This window comes from Kribbella koreensis (assembly GCF_039525325.1).
Classification (GTDB): domain Bacteria; phylum Actinomycetota; class Actinomycetes; order Propionibacteriales; family Kribbellaceae; genus Kribbella; species Kribbella koreensis.
The window spans coordinates 23659-49278 of record NZ_BAAAHK010000022.1 but is presented as its reverse complement, the minus strand read 5'-3'; the positions used below and the strand labels follow the sequence as shown (position 1 = coordinate 49278).

At 68.4% G+C, this 25620-nt stretch carries 33 protein-coding genes; 14 read left to right on the top strand and 19 right to left on the bottom strand.

All coding sequences use genetic code 11. From position 1 onward, the window contains the following. Window positions 1–2: 2 nt before the first annotated feature. Entirely contained in the window at window positions 3–611 is a 609-nt protein-coding gene (locus tag ABD116_RS38100) for an NAD(P)-dependent oxidoreductase (RefSeq protein WP_343982407.1), read from the bottom strand. 89 nt (window positions 612–700) lie between these two features. On the opposite strand from ABD116_RS38100, the gene ABD116_RS38095 reads away from it, so the two are divergent. The 3 genes from ABD116_RS38095 to ABD116_RS38085 all read left to right on the top strand — a co-directional run bounded on the left by ABD116_RS38095 (window position 701) and on the right by ABD116_RS38085 (window position 2371). Continuing rightward, window positions 701–1099: a winged helix-turn-helix transcriptional regulator gene (locus tag ABD116_RS38095; RefSeq protein ID WP_343982404.1), complete on the top strand. Its 399-nt coding sequence runs from the start codon at window positions 701–703 to the stop codon at window positions 1097–1099. A 77-nt stretch (window positions 1100–1176) separates the two neighbouring features. Continuing rightward, window positions 1177–1752, top strand: a complete 576-nt coding sequence (locus ABD116_RS38090; RefSeq protein WP_343982401.1) for a SigE family RNA polymerase sigma factor — start codon at window positions 1177–1179, stop codon at window positions 1750–1752. Then, window positions 1742–2371, top strand: a complete 630-nt coding sequence (locus tag ABD116_RS38085; protein WP_343982398.1) for a hypothetical protein — start codon at window positions 1742–1744, stop codon at window positions 2369–2371. The genes ABD116_RS38090 and ABD116_RS38085 overlap by 11 nt, the downstream gene beginning before the upstream one ends. On the opposite strand, the gene ABD116_RS38080 is transcribed toward ABD116_RS38085, so the two are convergent. From ABD116_RS38080 to ABD116_RS38060, 5 genes are all read right to left on the bottom strand, one after another. Next, window positions 2368–3399, bottom strand: a complete 1032-nt coding sequence (locus ABD116_RS38080; RefSeq protein ID WP_343982395.1) for a 4-hydroxy-3-methylbut-2-enyl diphosphate reductase — start codon at window positions 3397–3399, stop codon at window positions 2368–2370. The two genes, ABD116_RS38085 and ABD116_RS38080, sit on opposite strands and share 4 nt — an antisense overlap. A 42-nt stretch (window positions 3400–3441) precedes the next feature. Then, window positions 3442–4077, bottom strand: a complete 636-nt coding sequence (locus ABD116_RS38075) for a response regulator (RefSeq protein WP_343982392.1) — start codon at window positions 4075–4077, stop codon at window positions 3442–3444. Beyond that, window positions 4074–5303: a sensor histidine kinase gene (locus ABD116_RS38070; protein WP_343982389.1), complete on the bottom strand. Its 1230-nt coding sequence runs from the start codon at window positions 5301–5303 to the stop codon at window positions 4074–4076. The genes ABD116_RS38075 and ABD116_RS38070 overlap by 4 nt, the downstream gene beginning before the upstream one ends. Before the next feature lie 10 nt (window positions 5304–5313). Continuing rightward, window positions 5314–5721, bottom strand: a complete 408-nt coding sequence (locus tag ABD116_RS38065) for a hypothetical protein (RefSeq protein ID WP_343982386.1) — start codon at window positions 5719–5721, stop codon at window positions 5314–5316. Between the two features lie 221 nt (window positions 5722–5942). Further along, the gene (locus ABD116_RS38060) at window positions 5943–6449 is read right to left on the bottom strand and encodes an HAD domain-containing protein (RefSeq protein ID WP_343982382.1); all 507 of its coding nucleotides are present in this window, start codon (window positions 6447–6449) and stop codon (window positions 5943–5945) included. Window positions 6450–6508: 59 nt separating this feature from the next. On the opposite strand from ABD116_RS38060, the gene xseA reads away from it, so the two are divergent. Continuing rightward, complete coding sequence (gene xseA / locus ABD116_RS38055; RefSeq protein WP_343982379.1) at window positions 6509–7723, top strand: exodeoxyribonuclease VII large subunit; 1215 nt, start codon at window positions 6509–6511, stop codon at window positions 7721–7723. Continuing rightward, the gene (locus ABD116_RS38050; protein WP_343982376.1) at window positions 7720–7950 is read left to right on the top strand and encodes an exodeoxyribonuclease VII small subunit; all 231 of its coding nucleotides are present in this window, start codon (window positions 7720–7722) and stop codon (window positions 7948–7950) included. The genes xseA and ABD116_RS38050 overlap by 4 nt, the downstream gene beginning before the upstream one ends. Here the strand turns inward: ABD116_RS38050 and ABD116_RS38045 are convergent. Then, window positions 7947–8573: a TetR/AcrR family transcriptional regulator gene (locus ABD116_RS38045; protein ID WP_343982373.1), complete on the bottom strand. Its 627-nt coding sequence runs from the start codon at window positions 8571–8573 to the stop codon at window positions 7947–7949. The two genes, ABD116_RS38050 and ABD116_RS38045, sit on opposite strands and share 4 nt — an antisense overlap. 41 nt (window positions 8574–8614) lie before the next feature. Between ABD116_RS38045 and ABD116_RS38040 the strand changes: the two genes are divergently transcribed. Further along, window positions 8615–9214 (top strand): flavodoxin family protein, encoded by a 600-nt coding sequence (locus ABD116_RS38040; RefSeq protein WP_343982370.1) that lies wholly within the window; start codon window positions 8615–8617, stop codon window positions 9212–9214. Then, complete coding sequence (locus tag ABD116_RS38035) at window positions 9214–9534, top strand: DMT family transporter (protein ID WP_343982367.1); 321 nt, start codon at window positions 9214–9216, stop codon at window positions 9532–9534. The genes ABD116_RS38040 and ABD116_RS38035 overlap by 1 nt, the downstream gene beginning before the upstream one ends. Here ABD116_RS38035 and ABD116_RS38030 read toward each other — a convergent pair. Both ABD116_RS38030 and ABD116_RS38025 read right to left on the bottom strand, forming a co-directional pair. Continuing rightward, window positions 9531–10205 carry a nucleotidyltransferase family protein gene (locus ABD116_RS38030; protein WP_343982363.1) on the bottom strand — a complete coding sequence of 225 codons (675 nt, stop codon included), beginning with the start codon at window positions 10203–10205 and terminating at the stop codon, window positions 9531–9533. The two genes, ABD116_RS38035 and ABD116_RS38030, sit on opposite strands and share 4 nt — an antisense overlap. Before the next feature lie 120 nt (window positions 10206–10325). Further along, a complete protein-coding gene (locus ABD116_RS38025; protein WP_343982360.1) occupies window positions 10326–10943 on the bottom strand; it encodes a DUF4245 domain-containing protein in 618 nt (205 codons plus the stop codon). Window positions 10944–11005: 62 nt separating this feature from the next. Here ABD116_RS38025 and glpX point away from each other — a divergent pair, with 62 nt between their 5' ends. The 3 genes from glpX to ABD116_RS38010 are packed head-to-tail and all read left to right on the top strand — an operon-like array spanning window position 11006 to window position 13510. Then, entirely contained in the window at window positions 11006–12040 is a 1035-nt protein-coding gene (gene glpX / locus ABD116_RS38020) for a class II fructose-bisphosphatase (protein ID WP_343982358.1), read from the top strand. Beyond that, the gene (locus tag ABD116_RS38015) at window positions 12037–12987 is read left to right on the top strand and encodes a carbohydrate kinase family protein (RefSeq protein ID WP_343982355.1); all 951 of its coding nucleotides are present in this window, start codon (window positions 12037–12039) and stop codon (window positions 12985–12987) included. The genes glpX and ABD116_RS38015 overlap by 4 nt, the downstream gene beginning before the upstream one ends. A gap of 4 nt (window positions 12988–12991) precedes the next feature. Further along, window positions 12992–13510, top strand: a complete 519-nt coding sequence (locus ABD116_RS38010) for a hypothetical protein (protein ID WP_343982353.1) — start codon at window positions 12992–12994, stop codon at window positions 13508–13510. Here ABD116_RS38010 and ABD116_RS38005 read toward each other — a convergent pair. Then, window positions 13497–13985 (bottom strand): hypothetical protein, encoded by a 489-nt coding sequence (locus ABD116_RS38005; protein WP_343982351.1) that lies wholly within the window; start codon window positions 13983–13985, stop codon window positions 13497–13499. The two genes, ABD116_RS38010 and ABD116_RS38005, sit on opposite strands and share 14 nt — an antisense overlap. A 75-nt stretch (window positions 13986–14060) precedes the next feature. Continuing rightward, window positions 14061–14771 carry a DUF1707 SHOCT-like domain-containing protein gene (locus ABD116_RS38000; protein ID WP_343982349.1) on the bottom strand — a complete coding sequence of 237 codons (711 nt, stop codon included), beginning with the start codon at window positions 14769–14771 and terminating at the stop codon, window positions 14061–14063. A gap of 175 nt (window positions 14772–14946) precedes the next feature. Here ABD116_RS38000 and ABD116_RS37995 point away from each other — a divergent pair, with 175 nt between their 5' ends. From ABD116_RS37995 to ABD116_RS37985, 3 genes are all read left to right on the top strand, one after another. Then, complete coding sequence (locus tag ABD116_RS37995) at window positions 14947–15429, top strand: hypothetical protein (protein WP_343982346.1); 483 nt, start codon at window positions 14947–14949, stop codon at window positions 15427–15429. Window positions 15430–15541: 112 nt separating this feature from the next. Then, a complete protein-coding gene (locus ABD116_RS37990; protein WP_343982343.1) occupies window positions 15542–17212 on the top strand; it encodes a fumarate hydratase in 1671 nt (556 codons plus the stop codon). A 2-nt stretch (window positions 17213–17214) separates the two neighbouring features. After that, window positions 17215–17427: a helix-hairpin-helix domain-containing protein gene (locus ABD116_RS37985; protein WP_343982341.1), complete on the top strand. Its 213-nt coding sequence runs from the start codon at window positions 17215–17217 to the stop codon at window positions 17425–17427. A gap of 64 nt (window positions 17428–17491) precedes the next feature. On the opposite strand, the gene ABD116_RS37980 is transcribed toward ABD116_RS37985, so the two are convergent. From ABD116_RS37980 to ABD116_RS37955, 6 genes are all read right to left on the bottom strand, one after another. Further along, complete coding sequence (locus ABD116_RS37980) at window positions 17492–17656, bottom strand: hypothetical protein (protein WP_328328179.1); 165 nt, start codon at window positions 17654–17656, stop codon at window positions 17492–17494. Window positions 17657–17728: 72 nt separating this feature from the next. After that, window positions 17729–18190, bottom strand: coding sequence for a hypothetical protein (locus ABD116_RS37975; RefSeq protein WP_343982338.1), 462 nt, complete (start codon window positions 18188–18190; stop codon window positions 17729–17731). Window positions 18191–18199: 9 nt separating this feature from the next. Beyond that, window positions 18200–19048: an SAM-dependent methyltransferase gene (locus ABD116_RS37970; RefSeq protein WP_343982335.1), complete on the bottom strand. Its 849-nt coding sequence runs from the start codon at window positions 19046–19048 to the stop codon at window positions 18200–18202. Window positions 19049–19390: 342 nt separating this feature from the next. Continuing rightward, window positions 19391–20080, bottom strand: coding sequence for a DUF402 domain-containing protein (locus ABD116_RS37965; protein ID WP_343982333.1), 690 nt, complete (start codon window positions 20078–20080; stop codon window positions 19391–19393). After that, entirely contained in the window at window positions 20077–21480 is a 1404-nt protein-coding gene (locus tag ABD116_RS37960; protein WP_343982330.1) for a class II fumarate hydratase, read from the bottom strand. The genes ABD116_RS37965 and ABD116_RS37960 overlap by 4 nt, the downstream gene beginning before the upstream one ends. Before the next feature lie 20 nt (window positions 21481–21500). Further along, a complete protein-coding gene (locus tag ABD116_RS37955; RefSeq protein WP_343982327.1) occupies window positions 21501–22145 on the bottom strand; it encodes a spermine/spermidine synthase domain-containing protein in 645 nt (214 codons plus the stop codon). A gap of 794 nt (window positions 22146–22939) precedes the next feature. Between ABD116_RS37955 and ABD116_RS37950 the strand changes: the two genes are divergently transcribed. After that, entirely contained in the window at window positions 22940–23287 is a 348-nt protein-coding gene (locus ABD116_RS37950) for a hypothetical protein (RefSeq protein WP_343982323.1), read from the top strand. A 27-nt stretch (window positions 23288–23314) separates the two neighbouring features. Here ABD116_RS37950 and ABD116_RS37945 read toward each other — a convergent pair whose 3' ends face one another. After that, on the bottom strand, window positions 23315–24013 hold the full coding sequence (locus tag ABD116_RS37945; protein WP_343982321.1) for an aggregation-promoting factor C-terminal-like domain-containing protein: 699 nt from the start codon (window positions 24011–24013) through the stop codon (window positions 23315–23317). Window positions 24014–24174: 161 nt separating this feature from the next. Then, on the bottom strand, window positions 24175–25509 hold the full coding sequence (phoH2, locus tag ABD116_RS37940) for an RNA 5'-3' helicase PhoH2 (RefSeq protein WP_328328195.1): 1335 nt from the start codon (window positions 25507–25509) through the stop codon (window positions 24175–24177). Between the last annotated feature and the right edge of the window lie 111 nt (window positions 25510–25620).

The following is a 25620-nucleotide window of genomic DNA, read 5'->3' as shown; positions in this document are numbered from 1 at the left end:
AGTCAGTTGGCGACCGTGAACCGGCCACGACGGTGGGCCGGCTGCTCGAGCTCGTCCACCAGCGCGACGGCGTAGTCCTCAGCAGAAACCTGGTCACCGACCGGCTCATCCGTGCCCAGCTTGAACACCCCAGTGCGCTCGCCCGGCGCGATCACCGGAGCCGGCGACAGCAGCGTCCAGTCGACATCGGCCGGCGTCGCACGCAGAGTGTCGAGCACCCCGGCAACGACCAGCGCCTCGGGCTTGTAGATCTCCGGGAAGTCCGGTGAATCCACCAGCCGCTGCCCACCGGCGAGCAGACTGCCCGCGCCACCGACCACCACCAGCCGGGTCCCACCGGCCGACGCGATCAGCGTGTCGATCGCGTCCACGAAGTCCTGCGGATCCCCGCCGGTCCGGCTCGGCCCCATCGCCGACACCACGACGTCGACCGAGGACGCGATCTCCTTCACCGACGCGGCATCGTTCGCCGACCCGGTGACAGCCTGCACACCGGCCGGCGTCGAACCGCCGGACCGGGTGATACCGACAACCTCATGCCCACGCCCGGCCGCCTCGGCGGCGATCCGGCTCCCGATCATCCCGCTCGCACCATAAACCGCGATCTTCACGACGAACTCTCCAAATCCTCGGCAGCAATCTCGACACCGCCGACAGTAACCATTGGTAACTGGCTACTTCAACGTGCTATAAGTACCTTGTGGTTACTAATGGAGAACACCTGGCCGCCAAGTTCTTCGACCGTGGCGACGTGTTCGATCCGGACTGCCCGACCCGGCTGATCCTCGACCGGATCGGCGACAAGTGGACGGTGCTGGCGCTGCTGCTGCTCAGCAAGGGCCCGCTCAGGTTCACCGAGCTCCGCGACGGCATCGGCCGGGTGGCGCCCAAGGTCCTGACCCAGACCCTCAGAAGACTCGAGCGCGACGGCCTGATCAGCCGCGAGGTCTTCGCCGAGGTCCCGCCCCGCGTCGTCTACACGCTGACCCCGATGGGCGAGTCCCTGATCACCCCGATCCGGGCGGTCAGCGACTGGGCCGAGGAGCACGTACCGGCCATCAGCGCCGCGCAGAACAGTTACGACCTCGACAACGCCTGATCTCGACTCAACCTTTCGCCCCCACTCGGTCATCACAATGCTGACCGAGTAAGAAGACCTTCGCTGGGGGCGAGACGATGGATCCAGGGCTGGACGCGGAGTTCGCCGCATTCGTGGACGGGCGGTTCACCGCTCTGCAGAGGTTCGGCTACCTGCTGACCGGCGAGTGGCATCTGGCCGAGGACCTGGTGCAGACCTCACTCACCAAGGTCTGGTTCCACCGCAAGTCCCTGCGCAACAGCGCCGCGCTGGAGTCGTACACCCGGACCACGATGGTGAACACGAGCTCCCAATGGTGGCGCCGCAAGTGGAAGGGCGAGACCCCCACCGAAGAACTCCCCGAACCGGCCGCAGCCGCCGCGACGGAGAAGAGCACCACCTCGGAGTTCGGCACCATCGACGACCGCGACCTGCTGCTCCGGGCCCTCGCCACACTCCCGCGACGAACCCGCGCGACGCTGGTCCTGCGGTACTTCGAAGACCTGCCCGAAGCCGAGATCGCCCAGATCATGGGCTGCTCGCTCGGCACGGTGAAGAGCAACATCTCCCGCGGCCTGACCAAGCTGCGCGAACACCGCCTCTTCACCGACCCCCTGATCGCCACATCCCCTGACCGCCCCGGCCTGCGAGGAGGGCTGACCAATGACCGATGAACTCAAGGAACGCTTCCAGCAACTGGTCGCCGACCCGCCGCCCCCGACCGCGGTACCGAGCGAGGCAGTCTTCGCCCGGGTCCGTACGGTCCGCCGCCGCCGTACGACGGGAGTCGCCGTACTCGCCGCCGCAGCGGTCGCCGTCGTCGCAGTCGTCGCCGGGAACCTGACCGACATCCACTCCAACCCGCCGATCTCGAACCCGCCGAGCCCCACGATCACCGCCCCGGCGATCGCCCCGATCGGCGCGACCATCGTCCTCGTCCCGACCCTCAAGGGCCGCACCCTGACGATGAAGGTGACCGTCTCCGGCACCGTCCTCGCCCCCAAGGACCCCGAGACCGGCACCGACGCACCCAAGGACACGAGCTTCGTCAACCTGAGCCTCGGAACCGAGGAAGGCTACGGCGACGGCTCCCAGCGTGGCGGATCGGACGGCGGTGGGATGACCTGCGCCGGCGCGAAGACGCGCCGGACCGGCACCGAGACCTACCAGCTACTCGATCCGCACACCTATCAGAAGGCCGGGACCTTCACCTTCCTCTACCGCATCCGCTACTGCGGCTCGAACGGCGCCGTTTTCAAGGTCGAGAAAAGCATGCCGATCGTCGTTGGTTAAGCGTGGTCGGAGGTGCCCGTCGTCGCCATCCCGGCGGCCTTGAGGTCGGTACGCAGCTCGCGCGGCAGTGAGAACACCAGGCTCTCCTCCGCCGTCGTGACCTCCTGCACCTCGCCGTACCCACGCTCGGCCAGCCAGCTCAGCACGTCGCGGACCAGGATCTCCGGCACGCTCGCGCCGCTCGTCACGCCGACCGTGTCGACGCCGGCCAGCCAGGCCTCGTCGATCTCGGTGGCGAAGTCGACCAGGTGACCGTCGCGGGCGCCGTGCTCGAGCGCGACCTCGACCAGCCGGACCGAGTTCGAGGAGTTGCGCGACCCGACCACGATCATCAGGTCGACGTCCGGCGCCATCTTCTTGACCGCGACCTGGCGGTTCTGGGTGGCGTAGCAGATGTCGTCACTCGGCGGGTTCTGCAGTTTCGGGAACCGCTCGCGCAACCGGCGTACGGTCTCCATCGTCTCGTCGACCGAGAGCGTGGTCTGCGACAGCCAGACGACCTTCTCCGGGTCGCGGACCTCGATGTTCGGCACGTCGCCCGGGCCGTCCACGAGGTGCACGTGCTCGGGCGCCTCACCGGCGGTACCGATCACTTCTTCGTGCCCGTCGTGGCCGATCAGCAGGATGTCGTAGTCGATCGCGGCGAACCGCTTCGCCTCGTGGTGCACCTTGGTGACCAGCGGGCAGGTCGCGTCGATCGTCTTGAGCTGCCGCGCGGCCGCCTCCTCGTGCACGATCGGCGCGACGCCGTGCGCGGAGAAGATCACCGTCTCGCCCTCGGGCACCTCGTCGGTCTCGTCGACGAAGATCGCGCCGCGCGCCTGCAGCGTGGAGACGACGTGCTTGTTGTGCACGATCTCCTTGCGCACGTAGACCGGCGGGCCGTACAGATCGAGTGCCTTCTCGACCGCCACCACGGCCCGGTCCACCCCCGCACAGTACCCGCGCGGCGCCGCGAGCAGCACCCGCTTGGTCTTCAGGGAAGTGGGCGTACCGGTCGTCTCAGGCTGGGCAGTCACGACCCCCATCGTACGGGGCGTCGCTGAACACCCCACCCGCCGTGGTGGACGTCACGGTCCTGACAGCAGGCCCCGCTTGAAGCCCTCGGCGACCGCGGCGGCCCGGTCGTTCACGCCGAGCTTGAGGTACAGATTCAGCAGATGACTCTTCACGGTCGCCTCGCTGATGAACAATCTGACCGCCGTTTCGCGGTTCGTGTTGCCCGCCGCAACCAGCTCCAGCACCTCGATCTCACGCTGGGTGAGCGGCCCTGTGTCCGGCGTACGGACCCGGCTGACCAACCTGCTCGCCACACTCGGCGACAGCACGGACTCCCCCGCCGCAGCCGCCCGCACCGCGCGCAGCAGCTCATCCCGAGGCGCGTCCTTCAACAGATACCCGGTCGCCCCCGCCTCGATCGCCGGTACTACGTACGTGTCGGTGTCATACGTCGTCAGCACCAGAACCCGCGCCGCACTCCCCTGCTTGGCCAGCTCGGTGATCGCGGTCAGCCCGTCCATCCCCGGCATCCGCAGATCCATCAGGATCACGTCCGGCCGCAGCTCCTTGGCCAGTGCGAGCGCCTCGGCACCGTCAGCGGCCTCACCCAGTACTTCGAAATCGGGGTCGCGCGCGAACATCCCGCTCAACCCGTCGCGTACGACCGGGTGATCGTCGGCGATGAGCAGCTTGATCGGCCCGCTCATCGGTCGCCCGCCAGCACCGGGATGCTCGCGGAGATCGCAGTACCGGCGCCCGGCTCCGACTCGATCTGGAGACGGCCGTCCAGGGCCTCGATCCGCTGCCGCATCGCGATCAACCCGAACCCGCCTTCCCCGTCGACCTCACCAGCCACGAATCCCTTGCCATCATCGCGGACGTCCAAGGCGATCTTGTCCTCCAGGTACGACAGTGTCAGGCCGACCCGGCTCGCCTGCGCGTGCCTGGCGACGTTGGCGAGCGCCTCCTGCGCAGTACGGAGCAGGGCCAACTCGGCGTCGGGCGGAAGCGGGAGCGTAGTACCGGTTGTAGTGACCTGTACTTCGATGTCGTGCAGTGCTGTCCATCGCTTGGCGACGTCGGCCAGTGCGTCGCTGAGGCGGGCGCTGTCGAGCGAGCCGGGGCGGAGCGCGTGCACGGATCGCCTTGCCTCGTTGAGGCTTTCCCTGGCCAGGGTGATCGCGGCCCCGACGTGACGGTTCCTCGCTTGTTGATCGCCGTCGGCGGTTTCGTTCTCGGCCGCCTGTAGTTGGGTGATGATCCCGGTCAGGCCCTGCGCGAGGGTGTCGTGGATCTCGCGCGCCATCCGCTGCCGCTCATCCTGTACGCCCGCCTCGCGGGCCTGGTCGAGTAGTTGCTGGTGGAGTTTCGCGTTCTCGGCCAGCGTCGCCTCGAGTTTGCGGTTGGCCTCGCTGACGTCTTGCAGGGCATGCTTGCGGGCGTCGTTGCGTTGATCCCGCTGCCGGTTGATCCAGGCGAACCCGGTCATCGGCAGGATGTTGGCGAGCAGCACGGCGACGAAGATCGCGAGGCCGGCCGCTGTCGTCTTGTCGACCGTGGAGGCTTGCGCGCTGCCGGCGACTGCTGCCACCGCCGCGACGCCGGGCAACTCCCAGGGCCAGGGCAGGACGCCGAAGGCGTAGAAGTAGGCGGCCGGACTGAAGAACCCGAACCACGGGTCGCGATGGACGAGGATCGCGATGACGACCAGCAGTCCGGCGACGAAGACCAGCATGTGCGGCGTACGGTCCCGCCACTGCGGGTGCAGGGTGAAGACGCCCAGCATCCAGAGCGCGGCCAGGGCGCAGAGGCCCAGGTCGATCGCGAGCGAGCGCGGCTCATCGTGCTTGATGATCACGGTGCCGACCGCCAGAACGCCCAGTAGGACATACGGCACGACGGTGACCAACGCTGGCCAGCGACGCTCCTCCACCCTTCGCACCTTACCCGCGGTCGAAGGCGCTGCGCAGGTGCTTGCCATTGACAACAAGCGCGACCCCGAGCAGCAGCAGTCCGCAAACACCTTGCTCGACCTTCAACCACACCGGGAAGTCCCCAGGGATCGCGATGATGACCGCGATCGCCACCAGCATGACGGCCGAAACGATCCGCAACCGCAGAAACGACCGCCCATGCCCCCGAGCCGCCCTCGCCGCAAAGCTCGTCATCACCGCCGCACTCGCCACGACGATGACCGTCCGCACCCAGACCGCATCAGTCACAACCGACGCGTGATGCCGAAGAACGAACACCGCCACCACGGTCGCCACACTCAACGCCAGATACCCACCGGCCAACGCCCTGACAACCCGGAACGCGGCGCTGTGCGTCGCCGCAAGCTCTGTATCCATACCCCGAGCCTGGCAGCCAACGCCTGCCCAGCACATCGGCCAAATCGCCGTAACGCAGGCCAACCGACCAGCTGAGGGTCCGGATCAGCCGATCGGTCGGTTCATTGCCTACAGCAAGCAAAAGGAGTCGCCCGCCCTATCCGGGCGACTCCTTTCAAGGAGGTGTTCACACCCCTCAAGAATGCGCCTCGTCAACCTTCTCCGCAAAGGATTTACGCCGCTCAGACGTTCGCCTCGCCCCACGCCCTGATCACGGCGAAGTCCGCCGGTGCCAGTCCACGGTTGGCCTCGACCCGATGCACCCGGAAGGACCCCAGCCCTGGCGTCGACTCGAGGAACATCCGGTCGTACCGGTTGATCTCGTCGTCGATCCAGACGAACGGCCGGCTGCCGACCCAGCGCGCGACATGTGGGGTCTTCCACGAACGCCGACTGCGCTCTGCGCCCTCTCGTGCACCCGCCGGCCAGCGGATGACCGGCAGGTCGGCCGGCAGCCCGATCCTCGGTGCGATGAGCCGATTGGCGCCGTCCTCCCAGGTCGTCGCCCAGACCAGTTCGAAGGTGTCGGCCAGTGCGGTCAGCTCGGCCCCGTGCTGCTGATTGAGCAACAGCCGCCAAGTCTTCTCGCCCTCCTCGATCTCCTCCAGGCGGTAACCCGGCGGGACCGTCTTCGCGCGGTACGGGTTGAGGGGGCCGTCTACGTCCAGGAGGAGGTACGGGCGGGGCATGTCACGCAATGTACTGGGGGTTGGCGGGGATTGTCGGTCGGGCACCGTAGAGTCGCCGGGTGGCATTGGAGACCTCGCCGGAAGCGCCTGCAGCCGTTCGCACGATCGCGAACGGCATTGCCGGCTGGATCAACCAGCTCGGCGCCGTCTGGGTCGAGGGGCAGCTGACGGACGTCTCGATCGGGCGCGGGACGACGACCGTCTTCGGCACCCTGCGCGACACCGACGCCGACATCTCGCTGCGCTTCACCTGCAACCGGCGCGTCTTCGAGGCGGTCGACCCGCCCGTCACCGACGGCTCCCGCGTGGTGGTGAACGCCAAGCCCAACTTCTTCGCCCGCCGCGGCACCCTCGCGCTCGCGGTCAGCGAGATCCGCCACGTCGGCATCGGCGAGCTGCTCGCCCGGATCGAGCGGCTGAAGCAGTTGCTCGCCGCCGAAGGCCTCTTCGAGTCGTACCGGAAGAAGAAGCTGCCGTTCCTCCCCCACACGATCGGCCTGATCTGCGGCCGCGACTCGGCCGCCGAGCGCGACGTCTTGGAGAACGCGAAGCGCCGCTGGCCGGCCGTCGCCTTCCGGATCGAGTATGCGTCGGTGCAGGGTCCGGCAGCGGCCGGCGAGGTGATGAACGCGCTCCGCAAGCTCGACGGCGACGAGTCGGTCGAGGTGATCGTGATCGCCCGCGGCGGCGGCTCGCTCGAGGACCTGCTGCCGTTCTCCGACGAGGGTCTGATCAGGGCGGTCTCCCAGGCCAGTACTCCGATCGTCAGCGCCATCGGCCACGAGCCCGATTCGCCGCTGCTCGACCTGGTCGCCGACCTCCGCGCATCGACCCCGACCGACGCCGCCAAACGGATCGTCCCGGACGTCCGCGAAGAGCTCGACGGCGTACGGCTCCTGCGTGAGCGCGGTCTGCGCGCCATCCGCGGCTGGCTCGACCGTGAGACCCACGCGCTGGCCGCCATCCGCAGTCGCCCATCGCTCGCCGCACCGACGACGGACCTGCAACGCCGGGCCGACGAGATCGCCGCCCTGGTCGACCGCAGCCGCCGCACGCTCACCCATCGGCTGGACCGCGCCGGCGACGACCTGGCTCACCGCCTGGCGAGCGTACGGGCCCTGTCCCCCAAGGCAACTCTCGAGCGCGGGTACTCCGTGCTCCAACTGGCCGACGGCACCGCAGTACGGGAGATCGCGCAGGTATCGGCCGGCGATGTCCTCAACGCCCGGGTCAGCGACGGCCGTTTCGACGTAGAGGTAAAGGACAGCAAATGACCAAGAACGCCGAGCCGGCAGCCCGCCCCGAGCTCTCCTACGAGCAGGCCCGCGAGGAACTGGTCGAGGTGGTCCGCAAACTCGAAGCCGGCGGCACCACCCTCGAAGAGTCCCTGGCCCTGTGGGAACGCGGCGAAACCCTCGCCACCACCTGCCAGCAATGGCTCGACGGCGCCCGCAAACGCCTCGCCGAAGCCCAGGCCGCCCACGAAGAAAAGCCCAACTAGGCCGTTAACAAGGCGGTGGCCGCAGCGACCAGACCTGCCTGCATGCGCGGGAGGTCAAAGCCTTCCGAGCGCAGGGCTTGGTGGAGGTCGGCGGCCAGCGGAGCGAGGATGAAATGCGCCGTGTAGTCGGCATCCAGCTCCGGCCGCGCCTCCTCGACCAGCATCGCGACATGCCGATGCCACAACCGGTACGACCCGATCCGGTACCGCGCGCCGTCTGAAGCGTTCTCGCTGTCGGCGAACAGTTCGACGTGCCGATCGAGCAGCTCCGTGTACGCCGTCAGGAACGCGGTCACCCGCTCGATGGCCGGCGCTCCCGGCCCGAGCGGCGGCGGACCGCTCAGCAACTTGCCCTGCAGCTCGACCTCCCGCTCGTCGAGCAGCGCCACCGCCAACCCCGCCCGGTCTCCGAAGCGCCGGAACACGGTGCCCTTGCCGACGCCCGCCTCGAGCGCGATCGCATCCAACGACACGTTCTTCACCCCGTGCTCGGCGAACAGCCGCTCCGCCGCCTCCAGCACCTTCAGCCGGTTGCGCCGGGCGTCGGCCCGCTCCGGGCGCGGCTCACCGACGATCGGCAGACTTCCTTGAGAAACGGACCGTGGTCCGTTATGGTCGTTCATAAGACGGACTGTAGTCCGCTCAAGACCTTGGAGGAAGCACCATGAGCAACACCACCGCCCGGATCGCGGTCGCGTACCACTCCGGCATGGGCCACACCGCTCGGCAGGCCGAGGCCGTCGCGGCGGGCGCGGCCGCAGTACCGGGAGCCGTCGCTGAGCTCGTACCGCTCGACGAGCTGACCGATGACGTGTGGGAGCGGCTCGAGGCCGCCGACGCGATCATCTTCGGCACCCCGACGTACATGGGCAGCCCGAGCGCCGTCTTCAAGGCGTTCGCCGAGGCCAGCGTGAAGGTCTGGGCCGCCGACCTGGGCTGGCGGGACAAGATCGCCGCCGGCTTCACCAACTCGAAGGCGATGTCGGGCGACAAGCTGAACAGCATCGTCGACCTGGCCGTGTTCGCCGCCCAGCACGGGATGATCTGGGTCGGCCTGGACATCTACCCGGGCTGGGCCGAGTCGACCGCGAGCATCGAGGACCTCAACCGGCTCGGCAGCTGGCTGGGCGCGATGGCGCAGTCCGACGCCGACCTGTCCGCGGAGAAGGCGCCGCCGGAGACGGACCTCCGTACCGCCGCAGCGCTCGGCGCCCGGGTCGCCACCGTCACCTTGCGGCACCAGCGCGGATCGCTGGCGGCCTGATGGCTTGGCTCGTACTGATCGCGGCGGCCGCGTTCGAGATCGCTTTCGCATTGAGCCTCAAACCCAGCGAAGGCTTCAGCCGCTTCTGGCCGACCGCTGGCGTCCTTGTCTTCGGAGTCATCTCGGTCGTCCTGCTCTCCAAGACCCTGGACCGGCTACCGGTCGGCACGGCGTACGCCGTCTGGACCGGCCTCGGCTCGATCGGCGTAGTCACCCTCAGCGTCTTGTTCTTCCACGAATCAATCACCCCGACCCGCCTCGCCTGCATCGCGCTGATCGTGGCGGGCGTCGTAGGCCTCCGCCTGGCCGGCGCCGACTAGACGCGGCGACGGCGGAGGGAGCGGCGGGTGATGCGGCCTCGGGTGGGGACGGCGGCGGGTGGGACGACCGGGGGATCGACGCCGAGGGAGTCCGGCTGGGCGACCAGGGACTGGTAGTCGTCCCAGCTGTCCACCCGCAGCGGAATGTTGCCGACGGCATCGACATCGGTGACCGGATGGTTGCCGGTGCCGATCACCGACCAGATGTCCTGGTCGTGGCGCAGCTGCCGCAGCTCGCCGAACAGCTCCCGCCCGAACCAGCACGGATTGCCACGGCCGTTCTCGTACCGGCTGACCCCGATCGGCGTCGACGGCCCGGCCACCTCGGCGACCAGCGACCAGACAGTGGCCGATGTCACTCCGGGTTGATCACCGAGCATGATCACCAGGCCGTCGGTACGCCGGTCCACCACGTCCAGCGCCGGCACGATCGACGAGCTGCCCGTGTCTGCATGCGGCGACTCGACCACCCGCGCGCCCTCCAGATCGACGCGCTCACGTACCTGCTCCGAAGCAGTCCCCAGCGTCACGATCAGCTGGTCGAACCCACACTCCCGCGCCGTCTCCAGCGACGCGCCGAGCAGCGTCTCACCCTGGTACGCGAGCAGTTGCTTGGGGACGCCGAGCCGCGGCGACCCTTCGGCGGCGAGCACCAGACCGGTGACGAACACGGCTGCCTCAACCCTCGACCTGGCACGACGTACTCATCCCAGGTCCCTTCGCCGGCGCCAATCCGACGATTTCACAACGCGGGACAACGCTGTGTCAACGGCTGAATAAGTTCGGTGAATTCACTTCAAGGTCGCGGCGAACGTTTCAAGTGCTTGATATCCGGCATTTCCGGTGACGATCGTGGTGACCCCGGAGCCGACCAGCAGCAGGGCCTGCTCGCCCTCGCGGTCGGTCAGCGTTTTGCGCTGCCAGACCACGCCGTTCACCGTCGAGGTGCCGTCGTCGGCGGTCCGGCCGAGTTTGTCGGCCGGAAACCCTTTGCTGGTCACGTTGGACTGCTCCAGCCCGACATACTTCAGCTGATCGGTGACAATTCCGAGGTGCCAGCTGATCGGGCTTTGCTGCGGCGCCCGGAATTCGACGCTGGTCGCCTTCCAGCCGGCCGGCATCGGCTCCGGCCCGCGGATCCAGGAGGCGACCTTGCGGGCGTCGGCCAGCTGCGCGGTGTACTCGACCTCGCGGACCTTCTCCTCCTTCGGCCGCCAGGTGACGATCATCAGGAACGCGACCACGATGAAGCAGGCCAGCAGCGCCCAGAACATGTTGGTCAGCGTCCGCGCCTTGGCCCGGTCGACCTTGTTCTGCGCCCGGTAGGCCAGCGCCTCCTCGCGGGCCAGCGCCTTCTCCGCCTGGGCCAGTGCCTGCTCGCGCGTCGGCCCGTCACTCGTCGAACTCATGGCACCAGTGTCCCCCGAGACCGCCAACCGGCCGACACCGGTCGTTGGCTACGATCCGTGGCATGAACGACCCGTCCACTCCCCCTGCCCATCTCGAGGTCGACGAGCACGCCCCCGACCGCAACCTGGCCCTGGAGCTGGTCCGGGTCACCGAGGCGGCCGCGATGGCCGCGGGCCGGTGGGTCGGCCGCGGTGACAAGAACGGCGCCGACGGCGCGGCCGTGAACGCGATGCGGACCCTGATCGGCACCGTCGGGATGAACGGCGTGGTGGTGATCGGCGAGGGCGAGAAGGACAACGCCCCGATGCTCTACAACGGCGAGCAGGTCGGCTCGGGCGAGGGCCCGGAGTGCGACGTCGCGGTCGACCCGGTCGACGGTACGACGCTGGTCGCCAAGGGGATGGCGAACGGGATCGCCGTGATGGCGGTGGCGCCGCGCAACACGATGTACGACCCGTCCGCGGTCTTCTACATGGAGAAGCTCGTGGTCGGTCCCGAGGCCGCCGACGTGGTCGACATCCGGCTGCCCGTCGCCGAGAACATCCGGCTGGTCGCGAAGGCGAAGGGCTCATCGGTCGACGACGTCACCGTCGTACTGCTCGACCGGCCGCGGCACGACGACCTGGCCGCGCAGATCCGGGCGACCGGCGCACGGATCAAGTTCATCAGCGACGGCGACGTCGCGGGCGCCGTCGAGGCTGCGCGGCCGGACACCGGCCTCGACATGCTGATCGGCATCGGTGGTACGCCGGAAGGCATCATCGCCGCCTGTGCGATGAAATGCATGGGCGGGATGATCCAGGGCAGGCTCTGGCCGAAGGACGACGACGAAAGGCAGAAGGCTCTGGACGCCGGCCACGACCTCGACCGGGTGCTGTCGACCGACGACCTGGTCAGCGGCGACGACTGCTTCTTCGTCGCCACCGGCATCACCGACGGCGAACTGCTCCGCGGCGTCCGCTACCGCAGCTCGATCGCCCGCACCCACTCGCTGGTGATGCGCTCGCGCAGCGGCACGATCCGCAGCATCGAGAGCGAACACCAGCTGTCCAAGCTGCGCGCCTACTCCGCCATCGACTTCGAGCACGCCCGATGACGGCACCCGTCCTCGTGATCGGCGAGGCTCTGGTCGACATCGTCTCCAGCGGGAACGGCAACGGGTCCGGGCGGAACGGGAAGAACGGCTCGAAGGCGACGCCCGGTGGGTCGCCGGCCAACGTGGCGGTCGGGTTGGCGCGGCTCGGGCTGCCGACCGAGCTGGTGACCCGCTTCGGCACCGACCCGTACGGCGATCAGCTCGGCGCTCACCTGTTCGGCAACGGGGTCCAGCTCTCCCCCGGCTCGGTCGACCCGACGTTCCGGACCAGCACGGCGACGGCCACGCTCGACGCGGCCGGCGTTGCGTCGTACCGGTTCGACATCGCCTGGGAGCCGCCGGCGCTGTCGCTGCGACGCGGCTGCCCTGCCGTCCATACCGGCTCGATCGCGACGGTGCTCGAACCGGGTGCGGCAGCGATCCGGACGTTCCTCGCCTCACTGGCCGACCAGCCCGTCACCGTGACGCTCGATCCGAACGCGCGCCCGACGATCACTCCCGACGCGGAGAGCACCTGGGCCGCCGTACGGGTGCTGGCGGCATCGGCCGATCTGGTGAAGCTGAGCGACGAGGACTGCGAGTTCCTGCGACCCGGGATGACGCCGGACGAGATCGCGGCCGAGCTGCTGTCGGTCGACCGGACTCAATGCGTCGTGATCACTCGCGGCGGCGAAGGCGCGATCGGTATCAGCCGCTCCGCGCGGGTCGAGGTGACTGCCCCCGCGATCAAGGTCGTCGACACCGTCGGCGCCGGCGACTCCTTCATGTCAGCCCTGATCGCCGGCCTGCAATCCCGCGGCCTGCTCGGCGAAGTACGCCTCAACGGCCTGGACGCGCAAACCCTCCACGACGTCGTCGACTACGCCGTGAAGGCCGCCGCCATCACCTGCACCCGCCACGGCGCCGACCCACCGACCGCCGCCGAACACACCGCCACCTGGGGCTGACCACTTGAGCACCGCCGACACCTGGTCGGCCGAACTAGCATCCACCGGCCAGGTCGTCTTCCCCCAACGCCGCAAACGCCTCTGGATCCGCGGCGCAATCGCAGCCCTCCTCTTCGGCAACTCCCTGTGGTCCCTCATCGCCCACATCCAAGCCGACGACATGACCGGCGTCATCGCAGTACTCCGAATCACGTCCCTAAGCGCCTTCGTCTACCTGCTCGCCATCACCATCTGGCAGCTCATCACCCGGCGCCCGACACTGACCGTCGACCACACCGGCATCCGCCGTGGCAAGAACACCAAGAACGGCTACACCTGGCAGCAGATCGCCAGCATCGACGACCCCTCGGGCGTTTTCGGCCTCACCGGCGGTCTAGGTCTGCGCAGCGTCCAGGTCCAACCGGTCGACCGCCACCGCTCGACCGCCCTCGGCATCACCCACGACAACGTCGTGAACCTGGACGAACTCTCAACCTGGCTCCGCACCCTCCACACCAGGCAAACGCAGCCTACCGACGACTGACCCGCCTGCGTCCGACCAGCCAGGCGACGCCGGAGGCGACCCCGAGTACTGCGCAGAGGCCGGTCAGCCCGCCCCAGAACCTCAGATCGTCACGCGCCGCCTCCACCGCCCATACCGCACGCCCTCGCTCCGGCCGCGCGACCGCATACTCGACCGGCAATATGTCGTTCACCCGGAAGAAGTAGTCGCCCGGGTCCCGGTCCGTCTCGAACCGGTACTCCGCTCCGCCGACGACATACCGGATTTCCACACTCCCCGACCCGTTGTCATACCAGGCCGGCTCACGCACCCCGACCACTACCCCGTCAACGACAGCAGTCGTCTCATCCCAGCCACGCGATACCTGCCACTGATGCCCCGCCAGCACCCCGAAAAACAACAGCATCAACCCAAAGAACGCCACCACTGCCCCACCGGCGCCCGTGGCAGCATGCCTGCCCAGCACCCCCTGCCGCCCAGCGCCCCAACGCGTCATACCCCGAAGTGTCTACCCCTCCGGGTCCAGCCGGCATTGCCGCACAGCAACCCAGCTCAACCGCCCTCGGCTGGGTCAGGTGAGGCCGAGGCGTTTGGTGAGGCGGGGGCCCCGTTTGATTTTGATTTCGCCGAGGATGGCGGTGCCGCGGATGTGGAAGACCTTGGGGGCCGACTGCGGTTCCTCGACGGCGCCCAGGGCGGAGTCCTGCTCGGAGACCGAGCCGAGGATCGGGTTGCTGTCGAGGTGGACGATCGCGTTGCGGGGGACGCGGATCTTCACGTCGGCGAGGATCGACTTCACGTCGATGAAGATCTCGTTGTACGGGACGTGCGCCTCGGTGTAGTCGAGGGTGACGTCGCCGAGGACCGCGTTGACCTCCTGGCGCTCGGGTGCGATCCAGTTGCCGATGCGCTTCTGGTCGGACAGGAAGACGTTGATGACCGGGGCGTGCACCGTCATCCCGGGGCCCGGGCTGGTGTGGCTGATCGGCGCGACGGCGGCCGCGCCGGCTGCCAGCGTCGGGCCGTTGGGGAGATCGGAGGCGATCTCGACCAGCTCGCCGTACGTCTTGGCGGAGTACAACGTCTCCAGCCGATCCTCGAGCTCGGTGTAGCTCAGCCGGCCCTCGCCCGCGGCTTCCCGCAGTACGTCGGCGACCTCTTCCCGCTCGAGATCCGACACCCGTCTGCGCAGCGCCAGTTCGTCCCCGGTCGGCGCCGGCACGCTGTCCTGGCGAGGCGTGTCCTGCGGACGGTTCGGCTGCGGGAACTCATTGTCGGCCACACCAAAACTCTACGCGCGGCACCGGCCCGCCGCGGATACGTCAGATCCCCGAATCGACCCTGATCACGCCCCTGACTCGCCTGAACACTTAGACCGAAAGTAAATCGTTGACAACGCAGCGCGACCACAACCACCGTGGATGGCGATCCTGACCCCGGCAACGAGGAGCAGTTTCTTGAAGCGACTTCTGACGGCGCTCGTCGCGGCGAGCGCGGCCTTCATCGTTCTCCTGACCCCGACCGCCGCCCAGGCGGCGCCCTTCGTCCAAGGCGACTTCGGCGCCTACCCGAACGAGAACTCCTACCCGACCGTGGCCGGTTGCTCCGGCACCTTCTCGCTCCCGTCCGATATGCCCGGCGGCCCCGTGCAGTACGGCGACTGGGAAGGCCACCACGTGAAGCTGGAGTTCTACTACTCCAGCCGCTGTGGCGCCTACGCGCGGATCAGCAACGCGCCCGGCAGCTGCCAGGCGACGATCCAGCGCGACGCCAACGGCGACCGCCGCGAGGAGGGACGGATGTGGGAGACCGTCGACCCCGGTGACAACTTCGCCTACACCCGGATCGCCAACAACCTGAACGGCCGGCTCGCCCGCGCGCTGCTGGTCTGCAACACGGCCACCAGCGGCAACCTCGTCGCCAGCACCGACTGGTACTGAGCCCCGGTCACAAGACGGGCCGGTACTCCGGTACCGGCCCGTCGCTGCGGTCTCCAGGGCACGGAACTAGGCTTATGGGGTTCTGAGACCACTTGCCCTGGAGGTACGACCGGTGTCCGCCGACTTCAACTACTCCGAACTGCTCCCGCTGGGTGCCGACGACACGGAGTACCGGCTCCTCACCACCGAGGGGGTCAGCACGTTCACCGCGGGCGGGCGCACCTTCCTGCAGGTGGAGCCCGAGGTGCTGCAGCAGCTCACCGCCGAAGCGATGCACGACATCTCGCACTACCTCCGTACTGCGCACCTCGCCCAGCTCCGGCGCATCATCGACGACCCGGAAGCGTCCGGCAACGACCGGTTCGTCGCGCTCGACCTGCTGAAGAACGCGAACATCTCGGCCGGCGGCGTGCTGCCGATGTGCCAGGACACCGGCACCGCGATCGTGATGGGCAAGAAGTCCGAGGGCGTGCTGACCGGCGCGGTCGACGAGGAGTGGATCAGCCGCGGCGTGTACGACGCGTACACCAAGCTCAACCTGCGCTACTCGCAGATGGCGCCGCTGACCATGTGGGACGAGAAGAACACCGGCTCGAACCTGCCGGCCCAGATCGAGCTGTACTCGACGCCCGGCTCGGCCGCCGCGGACCCGGCGTACAAGTTCCTCTTCATGGCCAAGGGCGGCGGCTCGGCGAACAAGTCGTTCCTGTTCCAGGAGACCAAGGCTGTGCTCAACCCGGACGGGATGATGAAGTTCCTGGACGAGAAGATCCGCTCGCTCGGTACCGCCGCCTGCCCGCCGTACCACCTGGCGATCGTGGTCGGCGGCACCTCCGCGGAGTACGCGCTGAAGACGGCGAAGTACGCGTCGGCGCACTACCTCGACGCGCTGCCGACGACCGGATCGCCGCTGGGCAACGGGTTCCGCGACCTGGAACTGGAGCAGAAGGTCTTCGAGCTGACCCAGGAGTTCGGGATCGGCGCGCAGTTCGGCGGCAAGTACTTCTGCCACGACGTCCGGGTGATCCGGCTGCCGCGGCACGGCGCGTCCTGCCCGGTCGCGATCGCGGTCTCCTGTTCGGCGGACCGGCAGGCGCTGGCCAAGATCACCCCGGAGGGCGTCTTCCTGGAGCAGCTCGAGCGCGACCCGGCCCGCTTCCTGCCGGACACGACCGACGAGCATCTCTCCGACGATTCCGACGTCGTACGGATCGACCTGAACCGGCCGATGGCGGAGATCCGCGCCGAGCTGTCGAAGCTGCCGGTGAAGACCCGGCTGTCGCTGAACGGGCCGCTCGTCGTCGCCCGCGACATCGCGCACGCCAAGATCAAGGAGCGCCTCGACGCCGGCGAGCCGATGCCGCAGTACCTGAAGGACCACGCCGTGTACTACGCCGGCCCCGCGAAAACCCCCGAGGGCTACGCCTCCGGCTCCTTCGGCCCGACCACGGCCGGCCGGATGGACGCGTACGTCGACCAGTTCCAGGCCGCCGGCGGCTCCTTCGTGATGCTTGCCAAGGGCAACCGCTCGGCCCAGGTCACCAAGGCCTGCAAGGAACACGGCGGCTTCTACCTCGGCTCGATCGGCGGGCCCGCGGCCCGGCTGGCGCAGGACTGCATCAAGTCCGTCGACGTGATCGAGTACGCCGAACTCGGGATGGAAGCCGTCTGGAAGATCGAGGTCGAGGACTTCCCCGCCTTCGTCGTGGTCGACGACAAGGGCAACGACTTCTTCACCGACACCCGCAAGCCGGTCCCGCTGACCGTCCGCCCCCGCAGCTGAGGATGAGCACCGAGGACGGCCCGGCCCAGGTCGGCGACCTGCCGGCGATCGGCCGGCCGGCGACCAGCGCGCTGATGGCCGCCGGGGTCACCAGCCTGGCGCAGGTCGCCGGGCTGAGCCGCCGGGAACTGCTCGCCATGCACGGCATCGGGCCGAAGGCCGTCCGCCTTCTCGAAGGCGCCCTGGCGGAAATCGGCTCGACCTTCGCCGGTTGATACCGGCGAAGGTGTTCGCCCGGAGGCGCCCTCGCAGCGCGCCGGCCGGCCGTCGGCCGGCTGGCTAGCTGGCGTTGGCGGCGGTTGTCGCCGGGTCGGGGAGTTTGATCATCAGGTGCTTGGCGGCACGGAGCAGGTCGGCTTCGTTGTGACCGAAGGCCTGGAGGTAGGAGCGCAGGGCGGATCGCAGCAGCCGGAGCTCCTCGTCGTTCAGTTCGATGGTGTGCATGTTTTTCACGGTAAACCCGCCGCCGCCAGAAAGCGCCGGTCGTGATCGAGCCGTTGCGTCGGGCGGCCGCGGTCAGCTGGTGGGCCAGCCGGCGATCTCCAGGATCTCGTTGGCGACCTTCGGCAGCTTGCGGTCGTTCACCACGGTGAAGTCCTCGACCGCGGCATGCCCGTCGTACTCCACCCGCGCCCGCTCCAGCCGCACCATCTGTACGTCGCACCCGGTCAGGCTGGCCGTGTAACCCTCCCGCAGCTCAGCCGTCTCGATCACCCCGCTGACCAGCACGAACCGCGCACCCGCCGCCCGGTAGGTCGCCCAGACGGCCTTGAGGTTGCGCACCTTCAGCCGGTCGTGGAATCCCCGTTGATGCGCCGGCGCCGGCCCGTACTGCGCGAGCGCGTCCAGGTCGATCACGGCCGTCGGCAGCATCCGATCGGTGAGGATCCGCCCGATCGCCTGCCCGACCGCCGTCTTGCCGGCTCCCCCGCCGCCGTTGATCAACAACGCCCGGCAGCCGGTGTCCATGATCGCCATCTGTCCAGGTTAGGAGCGATCACCGCGTTTGAGGACATAAACCGTCGGCCGAAGTTTCCCGAGGAACTGATACACCTCCCAGTGCAGGTTCGCCTCCACATGCTGATAGACGTCCGCACCATGCTCGGCGACCACCGCTTCCCTGATACGCCGAAGCCGCGCCAGCCGCAGCAGCGCCCGCGAGACGGGTTGCGTGCGCTCCTCGGCGTACTCCCGCCACTCCGTCCCGATCACGTCCTTCTCGTCGACCACCAGCCCGGCGCCGGCAAAGGCCGTCTCGAGCGTCGCTTCGTCCAGGTTGGCGATCACATTGCCCAGATGCCGACTCATCATCTCGGCCTCACCGGCAGTCAGCAGCTCCGTCGCCGTCTGGGTGAACACCACCATCCGCCCATCCGCCTTGAGCACAGACGCAGCCCCCGCCAACGCCCCAGCCAAATCCTCCAATTGCGGCACCACCTCACGACACCAGATCAGATCGAACCACCGCTCACTCCCGGCCAGCTCCTCCATCCCGAGCCGCTCAACGCTGATCCGCTCCTCCAGCCCAGCAGCCTCCACCGCCTCCCGAGCCTGCCGCACATGAAGCTCCACCGGATCGATCCCGTACCCCGTGACATCCCGCTCCCCCACCAACCGAATGAGCTGAGCCCCATCCCGGCACCCCGCATCAAGCACGGAATCCCCCGCCCTCAACCACCCAGCCGCCCGCTCCACCAACCACTCGGGCCCGCGCGGCCCCAAACTCCGATCCAACTGCTCGTACACATCCCAAGTCACCGGCCCATAAACCCGCCCCAACCGCTCCGCATGCGCCGTCGCCGATCCATCGGCCCGCCGAACCCCATCGCTCTCCACCCGCCCACTCCAGCACCTACCGCGGTCGAACTCCAACGGGTTTCAGCCCTCCCGCCAGCCGTCCCGCAGGCGGTCGCGCCCTGCCCAACGACTGTCACGCGTCAGAGGGCATCGGCGGACCGCCACGCACGCACAACTCCCGGGATCAGCCTCGACACGCCGGGGTAAGCGATTGCCCGTCCGAGTTAGGCATGCACCGGCAATCACCGGTTGCCATCAGCAACCAAATCCGGCCGAGCTTCGACAACCTCACAGGCACGCACGAACCACACGAGCAGGCGCGCACGTCGCCCAACGACAGCCGGCTTGCGCGCGCCACGCACTCGCCGGTGGCTCGGGGGGTCAGCCCAGGAGCTCCTTGGCTATGTGGGTTACGGCGTGGCCGGTGGGGGCTTCGGGGAGGCGTAGGTGGGGGTCTGGGCGCCAGGATTGCCAGTCTTCGGAGAAGGGGGTGGTCCAGGCCTCGATGTCCTGGATGGCGGTGTGGGCGCTCGCGGTGATGCGGTCGGCCTCCGCCTGGGTGTAGCGGCCGGCGGCGACGGCGCCCTCCAACTCGTCTTCGTCCTTCCACTCGATCCGGCGGTCGGGGTGGATCCAGAGGTCCAGGACGTAGTCCTGAGAGGTGGTGCGCTTGGCCTCGAGGTCGCGTTGGTGCTCGGACTCGAGGTTCACGTACCAGCCCAGGAACGTCTCGTCGGACGACCAGAAGTGCCAGACCGACCAGGGTTTCCCGGCCGGGGCGACCTTGAGGATGCCGGTGCCGTGCCAGATGTCGAGCTTGAGCACCCGGTCCTCGGTGAACATGCCCTCCGGACCCGCATGCCGCGTCTCGCGTCCGTCCAGCAGCACGGGTTTGATCACCGGAGTACCGGGCGCCAGCCAGGCGACCAAGCCGTCCTCGTCGTCCCGCACCACCGTCATCGGCCGCACGTTCGGCAGCTCGCTGAAGCGTCCGGTCCCCTCGTAAACCCACTCGATCCTCGTGCCGGGCGCCCAGTACAGCTCGACCCCGGTCGTCGTCTCCGCCGTCACGACCCGGCCGGCCGGGTCATCGAGAGCACGTCGAGCGCGGCGTCGAGCTGCTCCTCGGTCAGGTCGCCGTTGCTGACGTGACCGTTCTCGATCACGACCTCCCGGATCGACTTGCCCTGCTTGAGCGCGCTCTTCGCCACCGCGGCCGCGTTCTCGTACCCGATGTACTTGTTCAGCGGCGTGACGATCGACGGCGACGACTCGGCCAGCGCGCGGGCATGCTCAACGTGAGCGGTGATGCCGTCGACGCACCGATCGGCAAGCAGCCGGGACGCATTGCTCAGCAGCTGGATCGACTCGAGCAGGTTGCGCGCGATCACCGGCAGCATCACGTTCAGCTCGAAGTTGCCGCCGGCCCCGGCCACCGTGATCGTGGTGTCGTTGCCGATCACCTGCGCGGCCACCATCAGCGTCGCCTCACAGATCACCGGATTCACCTTGCCCGGCATGATGCTCGACCCCGGCTGCAGATCCGGCAGCGCGATCTCACCCAGCCCCGCGCGCGGCCCGGACCCCATCCAGCGCAGGTCGTTGCAGATCTTCGTCAAGCTGACCGCGATCGTCTTCAGCTGCCCCGACAACTCCACCAGCCCGTCGCGAGCCCCCTGCGCCTCGAAGTGGTCAGCAGCCTCACGAAGCTCGAGCCCGGTACGCCGATTGAGCTCGGCGATCACCTTCCCCGCAAAACCGGCCGGCGTGTTGATGCCCGTCCCGACCGCTGTCCCACCAAGCGGCAACTCGGTCACCCGGGGCAGCGTCGCCCGAACCCGGTCCGCACCCCGGCTGATCTGCGCCGCGTACCCGTTGAACTCCTGCCCCAGCGTCACCGGCGTCGCGTCCATCAAGTGCGTCCGCCCGGACTTCACCACCGACGCGAACTCAGATCCCTTACGAGACAGGGATTCCACCAAGTGCTCCAGCGCCGGCAACAGATCCTGCACAACCCCGGCCGTCGCCGCGACGTGGATCGCCGACGGGAAGGTGTCGTTACTCGACTGACTGGCGTTCACGTGATCGTTCGGGTGCACCTCGGCGTCCAGCGCCCGGGTCGCGAGCGTGGCCAGCACCTCGTTCACGTTCATATTGGTCGACGTGCCGGACCCCGTCTGGAACACATCGATCGGGAACTCGGCGTCGAACTCGCCGGCCGTCACCCGGTCGGCCGCCGCGACGATGCCGTCGGCAAGCTTGCCGTCCACCACGCCGAGCTCCGCGTTCACCACCGCGGCCGAGGCCTTGATCTGGGCGAGCGCGTGCACGAGGGCCGGCGCCAGCGGCTGGCCGGAGATCGGGAAGTTCTCCACCGCGCGCTGGGTCTGCGCCCGCCACAACGCGTCGCGGGGCACCTTGACCTCGCCCATCGTGTCGTGCTCGATCCTGAATTCCACGTTGTCTCCCATACCTGCAGAGTACGTCGAGGCTAGGAGCCACCCTGATAGACGTAGTACATCTCGTCTCGTCCCTGCAGAACAACGGGAACAGGCCGCACGGAGCACGCACCGAAGACCTCGCGCATCACCGCTTCCAAAGCGGCAGAGGCCGACGACGACCACACCGTCAGCACCCCGCCGGGGGCCAGCCGACCGCGGCACTCAGCCAGGAATTCACTCTCGTAGAGCGCCGAATTCTCGTTGTGGACAAGGAAGTCCGGCCCATTGTCCACATCGAGCAGCACCCCGTCCAACGACGCCGCAGGCTGAGCCAGTACGACGTCCCGCACATCCCCCACCACCACCGAGACCCGCGCATCGTCGAGCACCGACGGCACCAGCCCCGACCGCATCCACTCGACCACAGCCGGCTCGATCTCGGCGACCAGGACAGACGACACCCGCGAGTCGGCCAACAGAGAACGCACGGTGTACCCGAGTCCCAGCCCACCCACCAGCACCCGCGCAGGCCGCAGTACCGCATCCAGCGCCGCAGACGCCAGCAACTCCTCGCTGGACGTCTCGACGTCGTCCATCACGAAGACGCCGTTGACCCGCAACTCCAGCGCCCCGTCTCCGCGCCGCCGCAGTAACAACTCGCCCCGCTCACTGACCGCCCGCGCCACCTCGCTCACCCCAACATCCTCCCGCACGCTTACGTCCGAAGAAGCGGAGGGACGTCAACCACACTTCTTCGGACGTAAGAGATGGGCTGTCCACAGGGGGAGAGGGTGGGAGTGGTGGGGGGAGGGGGGCGGGAGGGATGCTCTGGGGATGGGGAGTGACTGGGAGGGGCGGCGGAAGCCGGGGGAGGTTGCGCGAGCTGCCCGCGCGGAGCGGGCGCGCCTGACGAGACAGCTGTTCGCGGACCAGTACGGCGTGGCGAGCAGGCGCCAGTTGTACGCCGCCGGCCTCAGCCGCTGGGACGTGCGGGCAGAAGTGAAGGCTGGGCGCTGGCGCCTGACCGGCCCACAGACGGTCAGCAGCAAGACCGGCACTCTCGACCAGCGAGGGCTGTGGTGGACCGCCGTACTCGAGGTTGGCTCGCAGGCCGCGCTGGATGGCGTGACTGCCTTACAGGCTGCTGGTCTCAAAGGATTCGACGAACCTGTGCTTCATGTGTCGATGCCGAAATCCGGAAGGCCGAGGAGCTGGCCGGGTGCCCGGATCCACGAAACCAGGAGGCGGCGGCCAGGGGATCTGACTGGGGCCGGACTCCCCCGCACCAGGCCTGCGATCGCTGCCGTGCGCGGCGCCTTGTGGGCCGTTTCCGACCGTCAGGCGGCACTGGTGCTGGTAATGGCCGTGCAGCAACGGCTGGTCAAGGTAGATGCTTTGACGACAGCGATGGACGATGTGAAGAGACATCGCCGCCGGCCGCTTCTGCTGACGGTACTGCGCGACCTCCGCGATGGAGCCGAGTCCCTCGGTGAACTGGACTTCGCCCGGTTGTGTCGGCACGCCGGATTGCCCGAGCCCGACCGCCAGGTGCTGCACGATCGACCGCACGGCAAGGCGTTCGTTCGATGCCGAGTGGACGGAGTACGGACTGATCGTCGAGATCGACGGAATCCATCATGCCGAGGCACCGGCCTTGATCGCCGACGCGTTGCGCCAGAACGACCTCACCAACAACCGCTCGACCGTCCTGAGAATCCCGGTCCTGGCCCTTCGCACCGAGCCCGCCAGGTTCGTCACCCAGATCCGCACCGCCCTCCTCGCCCGAGGATGGCGTGGCCCCGCTACGTCCGAAGAAGTGGAGCAGACGTCCCACTAGTTCTTCGGACGTAAGGATTCAGGGCGGTTAGTACCAGCCCTTGTTCTGCGAGTGCGCCCAGGCGCTGCAGGGGGAGCCGTAGGTGTTGTCGATGTAGTCCAGGCCCCACTTGATCTGGGTGACCGGGTTGGTGCGCCAGTCCTTGCCGTACGCCGCCATCCGGTTGCCGGGCAGCGCCTGCGGGATGCCGTACGCCGTGGAGCTCGGGTTGTCGGCGTCGACGCGCCAGCGCGACTCTTTGTTCCACAGGCTCTCCAGGCAGCCGAACTGGCTGTCCTTCCAGCCGTGGTCGGCGAGCAGGTTCTTCGCGATCTGCTTCGGCGTGCCCTCGAACTTCTTCCGCTCGGCGTCGCGGCTGGCGCGCTCCTCGCTCGAGCTGCGCTGGGTCTTCTGCAGCGCCTTGTACCGGGCCATCGCGGTGTTCTTGGCCTTCTGCCGCAGGTCCGACTGGTCCTGCGCGGCCTTGCGGGCCGACTCGACGGCCTCGATCTGGTTGCGGAGCTGAATGACCTCCTGGGCCTGCTCCGCGGGACTCAGTTCCTTCGGCTTCGGCGACTTGGCCGCCTGGGCCCGCTCACTGTTCAGCACGGCCATCTCGGCGCGCCCGGAGACCGGGTCGGACGCGGTCGCGCTCCCGGGGGAGGCGAAGAGGTCGAGGCCTGCGACAACGGAGACGACGACGATCCCACTGACCGCGAGGATCGCGACGGAGCGCTTGGCTTTCATCTGTCCTTCCGAGTTACCCGACCCCCGTCGGCTGCAACAGGAACATACTCTGGCCTAATCAGAGCGTGATCACAACAACGTCACAATGAACGGTGCGGCCACATGGCGTGTGGCCGCACCGGGTAGCGCGAAAGTCTTACTTCTGTTTTACAGACCGGCCGCTAGAGCTGGACGTCCTCCAGCATCTCGGTCACCAGCGCGGCGATCGGCGAGCGCTCCGACCGGGTCAGCGTGACGTGCGCGAAAAGTGGGTGACCCTTCAGCTTCTCCACCACCGCGACCACGCCGTCGTGCCGGCCGACCCGCAGGTTGTCGCGCTGCGCGACGTCGTGGGTGAGCACCACCCGCGAGTTCGCGCCGATCCGGGACAGCACCGTGAGCAGCACGTTGCGCTCCAGCGACTGAGCCTCGTCGACGATCACGAACGCGTCGTGCAGCGACCGGCCGCGGATGTGGGTCAGCGGCATCACTTCGAGCATGCCGCGGTCCATCACCTCGTCGATCACGTCCGGACTCGTCAGCGCGCCCAGCGTGTCGTGCACCGCCTGCGCCCAGGGCGCCATCTTCTCCGACTCCGAGCCGGGCAGGTAACCGAGCTCCTGCCCGCCGACCGCGAACAGCGGCCGGAAGACGACGACCTTCTTGTGCTGGCGCCGCTCCATCACCGCTTCCAGTCCGGCACACAGGGCCAGCGCCGACTTACCGGTACCGGCGCGGCCGCCGAGCGAGATGATCCCGACGTCCGGGTCCAGCAGCAGATCCAGTGCGACCCGCTGCTCGGCCGAGCGGCCCCGGAGCCCGAAGGCCTCCCGGTCGCCGCGGACCAGCCGGATCCGCTTGTCCGGCATCACCCGGCCCAGCGCGCTGCCACGCTCCGACAGCAGCACCAGTCCCGTGTGGGTGGGGAAGTCCCGCCCCTCGGGGATGTCCAGTACGCCGTCCTCGTAGAGCGAGTCGACGTCGCTGGTCGGCACCTCGATCTCGTCCATCCCGGTCCAGCCGGACTCCAGCGTCAGCTCGGCGCGGTACTCCTCCGCGTCCAGGCCGCAGGCCGAGGCCTTGACCCGCATCGGCAGGTCCTTGGAGACCAGCGTGACGTCGCGGCCCTCGGCCTGGAAGTTGCAGGCCACCGCGAGGATCCGGCTGTCGTTGTCGCCGAGCCGGAAACCGGCCGGCAGGCTCTCGGGATCGGTGTGATTCAGCTCGACCCGGAGCATTCCACCCTTCTCCCCCACTGGCAGGGGGGCGTCCAATCGTCCGTGCTGGATCCGGAGCTCGTCCATCAAGCGCAACGCGGTGCGAGCGAAGTAGCCGAGCTCAGGGTGATGCCGTTTTGCCTCCAGTTCGGTGACGACGACAACCGGGATGACCACCTCGTGCTCGTCGAACCGCAGCATCGCGTGCGGGTCGGACAGAAGCACGGAGGTGTCCAGCACGAAAGTGCGCTGGTCCGGCGTGGATGAGGGGTTTGACGCCTTGGCGTGGGTGGCAGCCATGTCGCACGTCCTCTCGGACCGCAGCGTGCACCACGCCCGGCCCACCAGTGGTTAGGTGTTGGACCGGGTCCGGACCCGGAGGTCTGGTGCAGACCCCCTCCGTCCCGCAGC

Coding starts and splice junctions, on each gene's coding strand:
- ABD116_RS38065 (WP_343982386.1), bottom strand. CDS start 5,721: ATGGATACAGAGCTTGCGGCGACGCACAGCGCCGCGTTCCGGGTTGTC.
- ABD116_RS38050 (WP_343982376.1), top strand. CDS start 7,720: ATGACCAAGAACGCCGAGCCGGCAGCCCGCCCCGAGCTCTCCTACGAG.
- ABD116_RS38085 (WP_343982398.1), top strand. CDS start 1,742: ATGACCGATGAACTCAAGGAACGCTTCCAGCAACTGGTCGCCGACCCG.
- ABD116_RS37960 (WP_343982330.1), bottom strand. CDS start 21,480: ATGGGAGACAACGTGGAATTCAGGATCGAGCACGACACGATGGGCGAG.
- glpX (WP_343982358.1), top strand. CDS start 11,006: ATGAACGACCCGTCCACTCCCCCTGCCCATCTCGAGGTCGACGAGCAC.
- ABD116_RS37945 (WP_343982321.1), bottom strand. CDS start 24,013: ATGAAAGCCAAGCGCTCCGTCGCGATCCTCGCGGTCAGTGGGATCGTC.
- ABD116_RS38075 (WP_343982392.1), bottom strand. CDS start 4,077: ATGAGCGGGCCGATCAAGCTGCTCATCGCCGACGATCACCCGGTCGTA.
- ABD116_RS38090 (WP_343982401.1), top strand. CDS start 1,177: ATGGATCCAGGGCTGGACGCGGAGTTCGCCGCATTCGTGGACGGGCGG.
- ABD116_RS37975 (WP_343982338.1), bottom strand. CDS start 18,190: ATGGCGATCATGGACACCGGCTGCCGGGCGTTGTTGATCAACGGCGGC.
- ABD116_RS38045 (WP_343982373.1), bottom strand. CDS start 8,573: ATGAACGACCATAACGGACCACGGTCCGTTTCTCAAGGAAGTCTGCCG.
- ABD116_RS38040 (WP_343982370.1), top strand. CDS start 8,615: ATGAGCAACACCACCGCCCGGATCGCGGTCGCGTACCACTCCGGCATG.
- ABD116_RS37980 (WP_328328179.1), bottom strand. CDS start 17,656: ATGCACACCATCGAACTGAACGACGAGGAGCTCCGGCTGCTGCGATCC.
- ABD116_RS38005 (WP_343982351.1), bottom strand. CDS start 13,985: ATGACGCGTTGGGGCGCTGGGCGGCAGGGGGTGCTGGGCAGGCATGCT.
- ABD116_RS38060 (WP_343982382.1), bottom strand. CDS start 6,449: ATGCCCCGCCCGTACCTCCTCCTGGACGTAGACGGCCCCCTCAACCCG.
- ABD116_RS38080 (WP_343982395.1), bottom strand. CDS start 3,399: ATGGGGGTCGTGACTGCCCAGCCTGAGACGACCGGTACGCCCACTTCC.
- ABD116_RS38015 (WP_343982355.1), top strand. CDS start 12,037: ATGACGGCACCCGTCCTCGTGATCGGCGAGGCTCTGGTCGACATCGTC.
- ABD116_RS38035 (WP_343982367.1), top strand. CDS start 9,214: ATGGCTTGGCTCGTACTGATCGCGGCGGCCGCGTTCGAGATCGCTTTC.
- phoH2 (WP_328328195.1), bottom strand. CDS start 25,509: ATGGCTGCCACCCACGCCAAGGCGTCAAACCCCTCATCCACGCCGGAC.
- ABD116_RS38025 (WP_343982360.1), bottom strand. CDS start 10,943: ATGAGTTCGACGAGTGACGGGCCGACGCGCGAGCAGGCACTGGCCCAG.
- ABD116_RS37985 (WP_343982341.1), top strand. CDS start 17,215: ATGAGCACCGAGGACGGCCCGGCCCAGGTCGGCGACCTGCCGGCGATC.